Origin of the sequence: Nonomuraea terrae (assembly GCF_004348995.1) — a bacterium.
In the GTDB taxonomy this organism is placed as follows: Bacteria; Actinomycetota; Actinomycetes; order Streptosporangiales; family Streptosporangiaceae; genus Nonomuraea; species Nonomuraea terrae.
The window spans coordinates 37,102-50,955 of the sequence record NZ_SMKQ01000004.1 but is presented as its reverse complement, the minus strand read 5'-3'; the positions used below and the strand labels follow the sequence as shown (position 1 = coordinate 50,955).

The 13,854-nt window shown below is 73.3% G+C and carries 10 protein-coding genes; 2 read left to right on the top strand and 8 right to left on the bottom strand.

Annotation, left to right across the window (positions count from 1 at the left end):
• Positions 1–8 precede the first annotated feature (8 nt).
• Positions 9–3,386 (bottom strand): indolepyruvate ferredoxin oxidoreductase family protein, encoded by a 3,378-nt coding sequence (locus tag E1286_RS02670; RefSeq protein ID WP_165969535.1) that lies wholly within the window; start codon positions 3,384–3,386, stop codon positions 9–11.
• A gap of 173 nt (positions 3,387–3,559) precedes the next feature.
• Between E1286_RS02670 and E1286_RS02665 the strand changes: the two genes are divergently transcribed.
• On the top strand, positions 3,560–4,021 hold the full coding sequence (locus tag E1286_RS02665) for an Lrp/AsnC family transcriptional regulator (protein WP_132608662.1): 462 nt from the start codon (positions 3,560–3,562) through the stop codon (positions 4,019–4,021).
• Positions 4,022–4,025: 4 nt separating this feature from the next.
• Here E1286_RS02665 and E1286_RS02660 read toward each other — a convergent pair whose 3' ends face one another.
• Complete coding sequence (locus E1286_RS02660; protein WP_165969534.1) at positions 4,026–5,168, bottom strand: DUF11 domain-containing protein; 1,143 nt, start codon at positions 5,166–5,168, stop codon at positions 4,026–4,028.
• 328 nt (positions 5,169–5,496) lie between these two features.
• Here E1286_RS02660 and E1286_RS02655 point away from each other — a divergent pair, with 328 nt between their 5' ends.
• Positions 5,497–6,225, top strand: coding sequence for a class I SAM-dependent methyltransferase (locus E1286_RS02655; RefSeq protein ID WP_132608660.1), 729 nt, complete (start codon positions 5,497–5,499; stop codon positions 6,223–6,225).
• A 60-nt stretch (positions 6,226–6,285) separates the two neighbouring features.
• Here E1286_RS02655 and E1286_RS02650 read toward each other — a convergent pair whose 3' ends face one another.
• From E1286_RS02650 to E1286_RS02625, 6 genes are read right to left on the bottom strand one after another with little or no spacing between them, the layout of a single operon-like run.
• Entirely contained in the window at positions 6,286–7,230 is a 945-nt protein-coding gene (locus tag E1286_RS02650) for an alpha/beta hydrolase family protein (protein ID WP_425464734.1), read from the bottom strand.
• Between the two features lie 50 nt (positions 7,231–7,280).
• Positions 7,281–10,034 (bottom strand): AAA family ATPase, encoded by a 2,754-nt coding sequence (locus E1286_RS02645; RefSeq protein ID WP_132608659.1) that lies wholly within the window; start codon positions 10,032–10,034, stop codon positions 7,281–7,283.
• 60 nt (positions 10,035–10,094) lie between these two features.
• Entirely contained in the window at positions 10,095–10,760 is a 666-nt protein-coding gene (locus E1286_RS02640) for a YesL family protein (protein WP_132608658.1), read from the bottom strand.
• Between the two features lie 5 nt (positions 10,761–10,765).
• The gene (locus E1286_RS02635) at positions 10,766–11,653 is read right to left on the bottom strand and encodes a carbohydrate ABC transporter permease (RefSeq protein ID WP_132608657.1); all 888 of its coding nucleotides are present in this window, start codon (positions 11,651–11,653) and stop codon (positions 10,766–10,768) included.
• Positions 11,650–12,558: a carbohydrate ABC transporter permease gene (locus E1286_RS02630; protein ID WP_132608656.1), complete on the bottom strand. Its 909-nt coding sequence runs from the start codon at positions 12,556–12,558 to the stop codon at positions 11,650–11,652. Before E1286_RS02630 ends, E1286_RS02635 begins: the two co-directional genes overlap by 4 nt.
• Positions 12,559–12,568: 10 nt before the next feature.
• The gene (locus E1286_RS02625; RefSeq protein ID WP_132608655.1) at positions 12,569–13,846 is read right to left on the bottom strand and encodes an ABC transporter substrate-binding protein; all 1,278 of its coding nucleotides are present in this window, start codon (positions 13,844–13,846) and stop codon (positions 12,569–12,571) included.
• Between the last annotated feature and the right edge of the window lie 8 nt (positions 13,847–13,854).

Here is a 13,854-nt window from a genome sequence, read left to right as displayed (position 1 = left end):
TTGAACTCCTAGTGAGGGGTGGACTCGGTCAGGCGGCCGAGGGCGGCCTTGGCGCGGTCGCGGAACTCGGCGACCCGGGCGAGCTTGATGTCCTCGTACCCACGGATCACGTCGGGCAGGCCGGCGATCTCCTCGACGGTCGCCGCGGTGTACGGGGTGAGCCGGTCGAGCGCGGCGCGCACGAGAGCGCGGTACTCGCCGACGAGCGCGCGCTCGACGCGGCGCACCTCGGCCCGGCCGAACACGTCGAGCGCCGTGCCGCGCAGCACCCGCGCCGCGCGCAGGCCGCGGAACAGCACCCCGGCCGAGCGGCGTACCTCTATCTTGCGCTTCATGCCCATCGCGCGCAGCACCGGCGGGTGCAGCAGCACCGACACCCGCGCGTCGCGGCCGAACTCCCGCTCCCGGCGCTCCCGCTCGACGGGGTCGAGGTGCAGGCGGGCGACCTCGTACTCGTCCTTGTAGGCCATGACCTTGTGCAGGCCGCGGGCGTAGGCGAGGGCGATCGCCGTGCCGGCCTCCGCGCCCGCCCGCTCGGTCGCGCGGGCGGCCACGCGCCGCACGTCCTCGGCGTACGTACGGGCGTAGGCGGCGTTCTGGTAGCCGGTCAGGTCGGCGACCCGGGTGGCCACGACCTCCTCCAGCCCGGACGGTTCGGGCGGCTCGGCGGGCAGCACGGCCCTGCGCACGGCCTCGGGGTCGGCCACGGCGGCGCGGCCCCAGCGGAAGGCGGCCAGGTTCTGCTCGACGGCGGCCCGGTTGAGCCGGATGGCCTGCTCGATCGAGTCGGCGCCGACGGGCAGGCAGCCGTACTGGTACGCGGCGCCGAGCAGCAGCAGGTTGGCCGGCATGTGGTCGCCGAACAGGGCCTCCGCCAGCGCGTGCGCGTCGAGGCAGAACCGCTCGCGGGTGACCGACTCGACCCTGGTGACCGCGTCCGCGTGCCCCGGCACCGGCGCGCGGCCGGTCACCATGGCGGCCGTCGGCACCACGGAGGTGTTCAGCACCGCCACCGTGCGCTCCGGCGAGGCCACGGCCAGGGTGGTGTCGGCCGCCGCGCCCAGCACGTCGAACCCGATGAGCACGTCGGCGCCGCCGTTCGAGGCGCGCAGCGACCCCGCGGGCGGCTGCTTGGAGATCCGCACGTCGCTCACCACGGGGCCGCCCTTCTGCGCGAGCCCGGTCTGCTCCAGCCCGGCGGCGTGCAGGCCGTCGAGGTGAGCGGCCATCTGCAGGATCTGCGAGACGGTCACCACGCCGGTGCCGCCGATGCCGGGCATCCTGATCAGCACCTCGTCGCCGACCCTGGAGTCGGGGTGCGGCGGGTTCGCCGGCGGCGGCGGGGCCTTCCTGGGCTCGCGGGTGCCCGGCTCGACCAGCAGGAACGACGGGCAGTCGCCCTTCAGGCAGCTCAGGTCGGTGTTGCAGGAGGCCTGGTGGATGCGCGTCTTGCGGCCGTACTCGGTCTCGACCGGCTGCACGGACAGGCACGTCGACGCCTCGCCGCAGTCGCCGCAACCCTCGCAGACCCGCTCGTTGATCAGGACCTTCTTCTCCGCCGCGGGCAGCTTGCCGCGCTTGCGCAGCCGCCGTTCCTCCGCGGCGCACCGGTCGTCGTGCACGAGCACGGTCACGCCGTCCAGCGCGGCCAGCTCCTTCTCGACCTCGGGCAGGTCGTCGCGGTGCCGTACGGACGCGATCGGCGCCAGGCGCACGCCCCGATACCGCTCGGGCTCCGGCGTGGTGATCACGATCTTCCTGACGCCCTCCACCGCCAGCTCGTGGGTGATCGCCGGCACGTCGAGCCGGCCCTCCGCGCGCTGCCCGCCGGTCATGGCGACGGCGTCGTTGTAGAGCAGCTTGTACGTCATCGTCACCCCGGCCGCCACGGCCGCCCTGATCGCCAGCGAGCCGGAGTGGTGGAAGGTGCCGTCGCCGAGGTTCTGCACGAAGTGCCGGTCGTCGGTGAACGGCGTGAGCCCGATCCACTGGGCGCCCTCGCCGCCCATCTGGGTGATGCCGACCTGGGTGCCGCGCCCGTGCCCGTCCAGCGCGATCATCGCGTGGCAGCCGATGCCCACGCCGACCAGCGTGCCGTCGGAGGCGCGGGTCGAGGTGTTGTGCGGGCAGCCCGAGCAGAAGTACGGCGTGCGCGCGGCCACCAGCGGCAGCATGCGGCGCGCGGGCCGGGCCCTGACGAGCGGGCGGGGCAGCCGGTCCTCGCCGACGCAGGCGGCCACGGCCTTGGCGACGTCCTCGGCGCTGAGCGTGCCCCGGGCGGTCAGCAGCTCCCGGCCCACCACCGCGGGGACGCGGTCGCGGCCGTACAGCGCCTGCTTGAGGTGGCCCTCCAGGAACGGCACCTTGTCCTCGACCACCAGCACCCGCTCCAGGTCGCGGGTCATCTCCGCCAGGTCGTCGTACGCGAGCGGGAACGGCATGCCGATCTTGATCAGCCGCAGCCCCAGCTCGTCCCTGGCCACCTCGTCCAGGCCGAGATCGGACAGCGCCCGCTCGACCACCGCGTACGTGACGCCAGAGGCGAGGATGCCGAGCGCGGTGTTGCGGGCCCCGGAGACGATCCGGTTCAGGCCGTGGGCGCGGGCGTAGGCGCGCGCCGCCTCCAGCCGGTTGGTCAGCATGTCGTACTCGGCGTCCAGGGCGGCGGCGCCGAGCAGGACGGGCGCCGGGCCGCGCGAAACGCCGCCGGGGACGGGGATGTCCTCGCGCGGCGGGCCGAGGTCCACGGTGGCCGAGGCGTCGGCCAGGTCCGCGACGATCTTCATGGCCGCCCACAGGCCGGTCGCCCGCGACATGGCCACCGCGTGCAGGCCGTACTCGATGATCTCGGCGACCGTGCTGGGCGCGAACAGCGGCATCGACAGGCTCTGGCACATCGGCTCGCACGAGCTCGGCAGGGTCGAGGACTTGCAGCCGGGGTCGTCACCGATCCAGGCCACCGCGCCGCCGAGCGCCGAGGTGCCGGAGGCGTTGGCGTGCCGGATGGCGTCGGCGGCCCGGTCGAGGCCGGGGTTCTTGCCGTACCAGTAGCCGGTCACCCCGGCGTGCCGCCGGCCGGGGACCTGCTCCAGGAGCTGGGTGCCGGCCACCGCCGTGGCGGCGAGCTCCTCGTTCAGCCCCGGCTGGAACACCACGCCCGCCTGGTCAAGGAACCGCCCGGCCCGACCCATCTCCAGGTCCAGCCCGCCCAGCGGCGAGCCCTGGTAACCGGTGACGAAGGCACGCGTGTCGAGGCCGCGCTCCTCGTCCAGGCGGCGCTGCTCCAGGGTCAGGCGCACCAGGGCCTGGATCCCGGAGATGAGCACCCGGCCGTCGGCCGCGGTGTACTTGTCGTCGAGCGACACAGGTGCGGGAGTCTCGCTCACGCTCACGACCTCCTGGCTTCGTACGTGCTTGGTCTCGTACGTGAGATTCCCAGCACAGCAACGCGGGCACGATATGCGCAAGTATTAGACGAGAAAGCAGGCGGAAGACGCAAACTATATGGGTTCGCGGGCTTCGTGGCTGATGTTATTTGCGCCTGAAGGGGGCGTTCTCCGTGCCTGACGTGGACGAGATCGATCACAAGGTGTTAAGACTGCTGCGCGAGGACGGACGCAGGACGTTCTCCGAGATGGCCGAGCAGATCGGGCTGTCGGTGGCGGCGGTCAAGCGGCGTGTGGACCGGCTGCGCGAGATCGGCGTGATCACCGGGTTCAGCGTGCAGATCGACTACGCCAAGCTCGGGTGGGGCATCGAGGCGTTCACCGAGCTCAGATACCCCGGCACGACGCCGGTCAGCGAGATCGTCCGCACCGCCACCGACGTGCCCGAGGTGCAGGCGGTGTTCACGATCGCCGGAGACCCGGACGCGCTCATCCACGTACGGGTGCGCGACCTCGGCCACCTCCAGCAGGTGATCGACCGGCTGCGCCGGGCCGGCGACGTGACCGGCACCAAGACGCACCTCGTGCTCGGGTCGTGGACCCGCGAGACACCCGTCCCGCCGCTGCCGCGCTGACGGCTCAGCGCGCCCGGTCGGCCTCGTCGCGGCGGGAGAGACAGGAGACCAGCAGGCCGATCGCCAGCAGCACCGCGACGCCGAGGCCGAGCATCCACAGCGACGTGCCGGTCAGCGGCAGTGCCTGACGCCCGTGGTCGGCGGGGCGCACCGCGTCGCCCTTCGCGACGTCACGAGGCCGGGACACGCCGGGCTCCTCACGGTCGCGCCCGGCGACCTCCTCCGCGGGCGGCGCCTGGTCGTTCTTCACCTTCCGGTCGTCTCGTTCGCCGGGACCCGCACCGGCCGCGCGTGCGGGCTGCTCGGCGGGCTCGGGTGCCTGGGCGTCCGGCGTCGGGGTTACCGCCGGGCTGGGGAGGGTGCTCGGCGACCGGGCGGGCTCGATCATCGTCTCAGCGCAGGACCGGTCGTTCGCGGGGTTGTCGTCCTGACCGCCGGCCCGCACGGTGGCGCAGCTCCCGACCGGGCCGGCGGTGTCCGCCGCCACGGTGTAGCGGAACGTACGGCTCTCCTCCGGGACCAGCGCGCCGAGCGGGCAGTCCAGGTCCGGCCCGGCGCCCGGGCACTCGGCCGGGCGGTCGACGACGGTGGCCCGCTCGGCGCCGGCGGAGTCCCGCACGGTGACGTCCACCGCCCGCGACGGCCCGCGGTTGGTCACGGTCACCGTGTACGTGGCGCGGTCCCCGCCCGCCGCGAGCCGGGCGGTCTTGACGATCCCGACGTCGGCCGCGCTGCGGACCCGGGCGGACAGCGGGACGGCGTCGCCGCCCGCGACCTGCGCCTGGTGGGTGACCACCGTGCCGTCCGCCAGGCCCGGGTCGGTCGTGAACGGGATCTCGTAGGTGACGGCGCGGCCCGCGGGGACGGCCGGGCCCGCGCAGGTGACGGTGCGGGCGGCGAGCCCGCAATCGGCGGGGAGGGGGCCGGGCACGACATTGCGGTCGAGGGTCGCGGTGACGGCGACCTCGCCGGCGTCCCGGCCCCCGGCGTTGGTGACGGTCAGCGCGTACACGGCCTGCGCGCCGGCCACCATCGGCTCGGGGGATACGGAGGCGGTGATCCGCAGCTCCGAGGGTGCGGCCGCGCTCGCGCCCGTCCCGCTCAGTACGGCGAGCGCGACGACCGCCGCGATCCCGGGCCTGCCCATGTTCGTAACCCCCGCCTGAACGTCGCGTGCCTGCTCGACCCGGGGAGATCCTCCTCCGCGCCCCGGCCCCCGCGGCGCCCTCACCACCACAACCAGACGCGCCCATGGCGCACTCTTTGCCGCGCGGCCGTCACCGGGGCGGACGTTCGTAGGTGAGGGCCTTGACCCGGCGCAGGACGAGGGCGGTGTCCACCGGCCGGCCAACGCCCCCGCTGTCGCGGGAATCCGACATCGAACCGCTGATGTGGCGAGATTTCCGGCATGTCGCTGTTCAGCGGTGGACGAACAGGCCGCGTCCGCGGACGGTGTGCGCCGTAGGGTCGTGGGCATGGCCGGGGAAGCGCGCTACGACGAGATCGCCGACTTCTACGCGTCCGGGTGGGGCGACGTCATCGACGACCCGGCCTCCGTCCGCCTGCTCGCCCTGCTCGGGCCGGTGGCGGGCCGCCGGGTGCTGGAGCTCGCCTGCGGCCATGGCCGCATCAGCCGCGAGCTCGCCCGCCGGGGCGCCCACGTCGTGGCCGCCGACCTCGCGGCCGCCCTGATCGCCAAGGCGGAGGCCGCCGAACGCGAGACGCCCCTGGGCATCCGCTACCTCCACACCGACGTCACAGGCCCGGCCGCGCTGGCCGGCCTCGGGCTGTTCGACGCGGTGGCGTGCAGTTTCGGGCTGTCGGACATCGACGACCTCGATGGGGCGGTGGCGAACGCCGCCGCGGCGCTGCGGCCCGGCGGGGTGTTCGTCTGCTCGCTGCTGCACCCGTGCTTCCCCGGCGGGCCGGGCGTGTCGGGTTCGTGGCCGTCCGAGGGCGACTACCGCGACGAGGGCTGGTGGCGGGCGGACGGTGAGCAGTCGTCGCTGCGCCGCCGCGTGGGCGCCAACCACCGCACGCTCGCCACGTACGTCGACACGCTGCGCCGCCACGGCCTGTGGGTGGACGAGCTGGCCGAGCCGGAGCCGGCCCCCGACTGGGCGGCCAGGCGCCCCGAGGCCGCCCGCTTCCCCGTGTTCCTCGTCATGAGATGCGTGCGGGCCGGCGACCCGCCGTCCCCCTGAGACGGCGAGCCCCGGCCGGAGCCCGGCCCGCGACGTGCGGGGCCGGGCCGATCGATACGGTCAGGAGCTGGGGCAGGTGTGGCGGTACTCCTCGATCGCGAGCCCGCCGGGCGGCGGGCAGAGGAACTGCTCGTAACGGGTGTCGTCGTCCACGAACCGCTTGAGCCAGGCCACCATCGACTTGGCCATGGTGGTGTTGGTGGTCTGCGGGAAGAAGTGGCTGGCGCCGTTCAGCTCCAGGTACGCCTTCTCGGCCGACGACGGGATGCTCTCGTAGAAGAGCTGCGCGTGGGTGGAGACCGGGGCGATGCTGTCGCTCTCACCACCGGTGATCATCGTGGGCACCTGGACGGCCGGCCACGACTTGTCGGAGTTCCAGGGCGCGATCGGCACGGCCGCCTGCAGCGACGGCCGGTCGTCGGCCGCCTCCAGCGAGCCGCCGCCGCCCATCGAGTGCCCGGCCACCGCGAGCCGGTCCGGGTCGATGCGGCTGCGGATGGTGAGCGAGCTGTCCTCGACCAGGTAGTCGAGAGCCGCGAGCAACTGCCGGCCCCGGCTCGCGGGCTGGTCGTAGAGCGTGTTGGTCTCGATGCCGATCACGACGAAGCCGTGCGAGGCGATCCTCGGGCCGAGCCAGTCGAGGCTGGACCACCTGGCCGTGTACCCGGGTGAGATGGCGATGGCGCCGAACGTGCCCTGGCTGGTGTCGGTCGGGTAGTAGATCTCGCCGCCGCCGAAGCCGAGCACCAGCGAGGAGACGCTCTGCGTCGCGACCGAGAACGGGCCGCGGCTCGCCTCCAGGAGGGCGTCGGTGGGGTCGGGGCCGCGCTCGTACGGACTCGCGGCGTGGGCCTGGGCGGGGGCGGCCAGGGCGCCGGCGGTGAGGGCGAGACCGGTGAGGAGCCCGGTCAGGAGCCTGGTGAACGTTCGCGCGCCGGTTCGGGGGGTGAGCTGCACGTCGTCATACTCCCTGCTCGTCGGGGGGTGACTGCTGTCTGCCGCCATTGTTGGAAGGCGCGGCCGGCCGTGCATCGGCGAAATCACCGGTCTCGCGGTCAGGACATGAGGCGTACCAGTTCGACGCGGGAGCGGATGCCGAGGCGGCTGAAGACGTTCCTCAGGTGGTGCTCGACCGTGCGGCGGCTCAGGAAGAGCTGCTCGGCCACCTCCTTGTTGGTGGCGCCCTCGGCGACCATGCGGGCGATCTGCAGCTGCTGCGCCGTGAGCTCCCCGGCGGCCGCCTCCGGCGCAGGGCGGACCGGCTCGCCGGAGGCGCGCAGCTCGGCCCTGGCCTGCTCGGTCCACAGGCGGGCGCCGTACCGCTCGAAGGTCTCCAGGGCGGCGTGCAGGTGAGTCCTCGCCGCGCCGGGGCGGCGCTCGCGGCGCAGGGCACTGCCGTAGAGCAGGCGGGTGCGGGCCGCCTCGAACTCGTACGCGGCCTGCCCGTGCAGGTCGAGCGCCTCCTGGAACAGCTCCTCCGCCTCCCCCGGCGGGGCCAGCAGCGCCCGGCAGCGGGCCACCAGCGCGCGCAGGCCGGGGCTGCTGGTGCTGCCCACCCAGCGTTCGAGCACCCGGAGCGCCGACGCCGCCCGCACCCGGTCGCCCGTACGCGCGCACGCCTCGATGAAGTGCGGCGTCGACATGACCCGGATGACCACGTGACTGCTGGTACGCCGCTCGGCGCGCAACCGGTTGGCGGCGTCGGCGGGACGTCCGGCGGCCAGGTCGAGATAGGACAGCGCCCAGGTGGCGACCGCTCCCGCGACGCCGAGGCCGTGGGCCTCGGCCAGGTCGATGGCGGCGTCGGCGCGGATGCGGCACGTCTCCTGGTCGCCCTCGACGGCCGCGGTGATCGCCAGCCAGGCCAGGTGCTGGGCCGCCGTGTTGAGCTGGCCGGTCTCCCTGGCCAGGCTCAGGCCCTGGGCCGCGGTCGCCGCCACGGACGGGTAGCGGCCCATCCAGATCTCCGGGTAGATCGTGTACTCCAGCAGCTGCGGCACGGCGGAGGCGGCGCCGCGCAGGCGGGCGGCCTCGACGGCGCGGGCCGACAGCCGGTGGGCGGTGTCGTCCTCGCCGAGCAGCATGCTGGCCACGCACGCCCACACCAGCACGGCGGGGTCGCGTATGCTGCCGGCCAGCTCGACGACCCGGCGCAGCGGGCCGGCCGCCTCCCGGTGGGAGCCGCTGAAGGTGAAGGCCATCCCGGCCAGGTACTCGAACATCAGCTGCGTCGCCACCGTCTCGTCGGGGCGGCGCAGCGCCGCGGCCTGCCGGGCGATGGCGAGGAACGCCCGGTTGTCACCGGCGCGGTAGCTGGCGTCGGCGGCCCGGACGAGCGCGCGTACGCCCAGCATGCGGTGACTTTCCAGCAGCCAGGCCGCGGCCGACAGCAGCTCCTCGCGGGCGCTGCGGGTCTCGCCGCCGAGCAGTTCCAGGCTGCCGTGCAGGAGCTGGACCCGGCCGCGCAGCCCGTCGGGCGCGGTGGTCAGCGAACGCAGCCCGGCCAGCAGCGAACGGGCCGCCTGCGGCCGGCCCGCCACCCACGCGTGCCGCGCGGCGGCGGCCAGCCGCTCGGCCTTGGCCGGGTCGTCGTGCGGCGTCAACTCGGCGGCCTTCGCCAACGCCAGGTACGGCTCCGGATGGCCACCCGCCTGCCGCGCCCCGAGCGCCGCCTCGGCCAGCTCGCCGGCCAGCCGCGCGGGGTCTCCGTCGCGCGCCCAGGCCCGATGCCACGCCCACCGCAACCGCCGCCCTGTTCGCCCGTCGCGACCTCGGCTCTCCAGGAGGTGGGCGAGCAGGCGGTGGGCCTGACGGCGGTGGAGGAGGGAGGCGCTGTGGTAGGCGACGGCGCGTACGGCCGGGTCGGGGAAGTCGTAGCGGTCGTCGGCGCAGCGCAGCAGGCCGGCGTGTTCGGCCGGCTCCAGGGCGGCGAGGGCGCAGGCCGGGCGGGCCGCGCGGATCAGGGTCTCGGCCTCCACGCCGGGGTCGGCGGCGACGAGCAGCAGGAGCCGCCGGGCCCGCGCGGGTAACGCGGCCAGGCGGTCGGCGTGCGCCCGCCACAGCCGGCCGTCCCTGGGCGGCGCGACGGGCGGGGCGGCCAGGCCGGCCAGCTGGTCAGGGGTGAGCGCGCCGATCAGCTCGGCCAGCGCGAGGGGGTTGCCGCGGGCGATCTGGTCCACCGCCGCCAGCAGGTCCTCGGCGACCTTGCCGGGCGCGAGGTCGCCGGCCACCTCACGGACGGCCGCCGCGTCCAGCCCCTCCAGCACGCGGACCGGCAGCCCCGCCAGGTCACGGCCGGGCGACCGGGCCGCGAACAGCAGCACCACCGGCGCGCCCGACAGCCGCCGGGCCGCGAACGACAGCACCTCGCGGCTGGCCGGATCGAGCAGGTCGGCGTCGTCGACGCAGGCCAGGACCGGCCGTTCGGCGGCCACCGCCGACAACAGGCCGAGCACGGCGGCGGGCAGCGCCAGCCCACCGCCGGCGGCGCCGGACTCCAGCGCGGCGGCAAGGGCGCCGGCCTGCGCGTCGGGCAGCCGTGCGGCCGCCGCGATCGGGTGCAGCAGGGCGTGCAGCCCCGAGTACCGCAGTCGCGACTCCGGCTCCACGCCCGACACCCGCAGGACGCGGAAACCGGGTGAGGCGTGGGCGGCGGCCAGGTCGAGCAGGGCCGTCTTCCCCATGCCGGGCGGGCCCGCCAGCACCAGAGCACCGCCGGAGCCGGTCGTGGCGCCGTCGAGCAGGCGCCGCAGGGCGCGCTCCTCCTCGCCGCGGCCGCGCAGCACGGGTACGCGATCGACAGGGGACACGCCGTCCAGTGTTACCCGCCGATGTCATGACTGAAAGGGCCCCTTGTGAAGCCGGTGATTTCACCGATTCCGGAGCAGCGGCGCGACGACGTACCGGGTGGTGGCCCAGGCGGCGTAGAGCAGCGGCGAGCAGAGCACGAGCACGCCGAGCACCGGCCGGGTCAGGACGGCGGCCACCGCGAGACCGAGCACCACGACGTCGGCCACGGCCAGGTACCACCGCCTGGCCACCAGGTACAGGCACGGCCGCACCAGGGCGCGCAGGCGTACGGACGTCTCGGCGGCGAGCGTGAGCAGCGCGAACGCCACCGCCACCACCAGCCCGGCGGCCGTGCAGAAGAACGGCACCAGCGCCGGCCCCCAGGCCGTCGGCCACAGCACGGCCGCGTCCAGGACCAGCACGGTCACCGCCGCGACGCCGGCCGCCCAGATCAGCAGCGACCGTCCCGCGGCCCGCCGGTAGCCGCCCCAGAACGCGCGCAGCACGTCCGTGGAGCCCGCGCCGAGCGCCGCGAAGCAGCCGAACGCCCCGGCCAGCGCCGGCGCGCACACCAGCGACAACACGGCGAAGAACGGCCACGAAGCGAGCGGGTCGCGCACCATCGCCAGCGCCGCCAGCAGCGGCGCGCACGCGACGGCGAGCAGCACGTTCGTCATGAGGCCGACGTAGACGGTGGAGAACACCCGCTCGTACGTCTCCTGCCGGGCCGGGCGCAGCACCCTCATCCGGCTCACCCCTTCAGCCCGCTGGTGGCGATGCCGCGGATGAAGTACCGCTGGCCGAACAGGAAGATCACCAGGATCGGCAGCACCGACAGCACGGCACCGGTCATGATCATGGCGTACTCGGCCTCGTACTGGCCGACGAAGGAGCGCAGGCCGAGCTGGACCGTCCACAGCTCGTTGCTGGTCAGATAGATGAACGGGCCCATGTAGTCGTTCCACGTGCTGACGAACGTGAGCAGGGCGAGGCTGGCGAGCGCCGGTTTGGACAGCGGCAGCATGATGCGCCGGTAGATGCCGTACTCGCTGAGACCGTCGATGCGCGCGGCCTCGCACAGGTCGTCGGGGATCGACATGTAGTACTGCCGCATCAGGAAGACCCCGAACGCGCCGAACGCCTGCAGCAGGATGATCGACCAGAAGGTGTTCGTCAGCTCGGCCCGCTGCATCATGATGTACTGCGGCACCATGTACGCCTGCCACGGCACCGCGATCGTGGCGATGTAGGCCAGGAACAACGCGTCCCTGCCGGGGAAGCGCACCTTGGCGAACCCGTACGCGGCGAAGCTGCCCGTCAGCACCTGCAGGAAGGCGATGGTGACCGACAGGAACGCCGAGTTGCCGAGATACGTGAGCAGCGGGACACGGTCCCAGATCTCCACGAAGTTCGACCAGCGGAACTCCCGCGGGATCCACTCGACCGGGATGGCGAAGACCTCGTTGTCCCGTTTGAGCGCGGACGAGACCATCCACACCAGCGGCAGCAGCACGAGCAGCGTGGCGGCGCCGAGCGCGGCGTAGGCCAGCACCGTGCGCGCCACCCCGGCTCCAGGCCGGGCGCCGGGGGACGGCTCAGGGGGAGCGACGGTCTGGGGAGCGTCCTGCAGGGTGGTCATGGGGTGTTCCTCCGCTCGTTGAGCCGGAACTGGGCGACGGTGACCGTCAGCACGATGACGAAGAGCACCAGCGCGATGGCCGAGGAGTAGCCGAACCGGCCCTCGGTGATGCCCTCGCGGTAGACGAGCTGCGCCAGCACGAGCGTGCTGCGGCCGGGGCCGCCGTCGGTCATGACGACGATCAGGTCGAGCACCTTGAAGCTCTGGATCGTCAGCATGACCAGCACGAAGAACGTGGTGGGCCGCAGGCACGGCAGCGTGATGTTCCAGAACCGCTGCCAGGCGCCCGCGCCGTCGACCCGGGCGGCCTCGTAGTACTCGCGCGGGATCGTCTGCAGGCCGGCCAGGTAGAGCACCATGTAGTAGCCCATGTCGCGCCAGACGCTGGTGACGATCACCGCCGGCATCGCCCAGTCCGTGCTGGCCGTCCAGCGCGGCGGCTCGGCGACGCCCAGGGCCTCCAGCACCTGGTTGACCGGCCCGGCGGTCGGGTTGAACAACATGTTCCACACCGCCGCGACCGCCACCAGCGACGTGATGTACGGGAAGAACGCCGCGGTGCGGAAGAAGTTCACCCCGCGCAGCTTCCTGTTCAGCACGATCGCCAGCGCCAGCGCCGCCACCAGGGTCAGCGGGATGTGCCCGGCCGCGTAGTAGAGCGTGTTGCGCAGCGCGACGTGGAAGTTCTCGTCGCCGATCAGCTGCTCGAAGTTCTCCAGCCCGACCCACTCGGGCGTCCCGTAGGAGTCCCAGTCGAGGAACGCCAGCGCGAACGCCGCCGCCATGGGCACCAGCGTGAACAGCGCGAAGCCGAGGAAGTTCGGGAGGATGAAGCTCCACCCGACGAGGATGGCCCGCCGGGACCGCCGCACGCGGGCGGGTCCCGGCGCCGTTGCCTGAGCCATTCCGTGACCCCTAGTCGAGCACTTCGCTCTTCACGCGGTCGTTCATGGATTGGATGCCCTCGGCCGCCGTCTTGTCGCCGACCATGATCAGCTGGTGCTCCTCGTTGAGGATGGTGTCGACGTCGGAGGTGTGCTCGCTGACGGGCATCTCCAGCACGACCTTGTCCGGCTCGAACGCCTTCTTCGACAGCTCGTCCGTCGGCATGCCGTCGAGGGCGAAGTACGCCTCGGTGATCTCCGGGCTCTGCAACGCCGGCACCACGCCCACCTTGGTGATCGCCTCGGCGCCCGCCTGGCTCGCCGCGAACTGCACGAACTTCCTGGCCAGGTCGGCGTGCTCGGCCCGGTTGTTGACCGCGAACGCCGTCGGCGAGCCGAACGTCGTCACCTCGGTCGCCCCCGGGCGCTGCGGCATCGGCGCGAGCCCCCACTCGACGTCCGTGGCGCCGCCCGCCTTGGCCTCCAGGATGCCGGAGATGTACCAGGTGCCCATGGGCATCATGGCGGTTTTCGCGGTCTCGAACATCGTCCGGTAGTCCGACTTCTGCGAGGTCGCGGTACCGAAGTCGATCGCCGCGCCGGCCTGTTGCAGCCCGACCGCCATCGTGTACTGGTCGGTGAAGAACGCGTAGTCGCCGCCGAGCTGGTCGCCGCCGGTCTGCGCCGCCGAGACGGCCTGCACGACCGAGCGCCAGGTGTGGTGGTAGGTGCCGTAGACCTTCTCGGAGCCCTCGCCCTTGGTCAGCTTCTTGGCCAGCTCGGCGTACTCGTCCCAGGTGAGGCCGTCGGGATACTCCGTCCCGGCCTCGTCGAAGAGCTTCTTGTTGTAGTAGAGCAGCCAGAAGTCCTGCCGGTACGGCAGCGCGAAGTACTTCCCGCTCACGTCGAACGCGTCGAGCCCGGCCAGCTTGCTGGTGTCGGCCGACTTGACCAGGTCGGTGAGGTCGGCGAGCTGCCCGCGGCTGGAGTAGCGCGAGTAGTCCGTGACGTTCTTCATCGTGATCACGTCGGTCTTGTCGCCGCCGGCCAGCATCGTGGTGACCTTCTCGGGATAGTCGTCCGCGAGGATGTCGACCGGCTGGATCTTGACGCCCGGGTTGGCCTTCTGGAAGGCGTCGAACAGGGCCTTGAACTCGGGTGTCTTGGCCAGGTTCCAGACAGTGACGGTCAGCGTGGTGGTGCCGTCCGCGGCGGGTTCGCCGCCGCCCGACCCGCAGGCGGTCAGCGCGAGCGCGAGCGCGGCCGTGGCCGCCAGGCCCTTGGTGAGATGTCTGGTCGAAGTGGTCATGGGCTCGG

Bases quoted from the DNA above. Each gene is read 5' to 3' on its own strand.
- E1286_RS02630 (WP_132608656.1), bottom strand. From the start codon at position 12,558: ATGGCTCAGGCAACGGCGCCGGGACCCGCCCGCGTGCGGCGGTCCCGG.
- E1286_RS02640 (WP_132608658.1), bottom strand. From the start codon at position 10,760: ATGAGGGTGCTGCGCCCGGCCCGGCAGGAGACGTACGAGCGGGTGTTC.
- E1286_RS02660 (WP_165969534.1), bottom strand. From the start codon at position 5,168: ATGGGCAGGCCCGGGATCGCGGCGGTCGTCGCGCTCGCCGTACTGAGC.
- E1286_RS02650 (WP_425464734.1), bottom strand. From the start codon at position 7,230: ATGGCGGCAGACAGCAGTCACCCCCCGACGAGCAGGGAGTATGACGAC.
- E1286_RS02655 (WP_132608660.1), top strand. From the start codon at position 5,497: ATGGCCGGGGAAGCGCGCTACGACGAGATCGCCGACTTCTACGCGTCC.
- E1286_RS02635 (WP_132608657.1), bottom strand. From the start codon at position 11,653: ATGACCACCCTGCAGGACGCTCCCCAGACCGTCGCTCCCCCTGAGCCG.
- E1286_RS02625 (WP_132608655.1), bottom strand. From the start codon at position 13,846: ATGACCACTTCGACCAGACATCTCACCAAGGGCCTGGCGGCCACGGCC.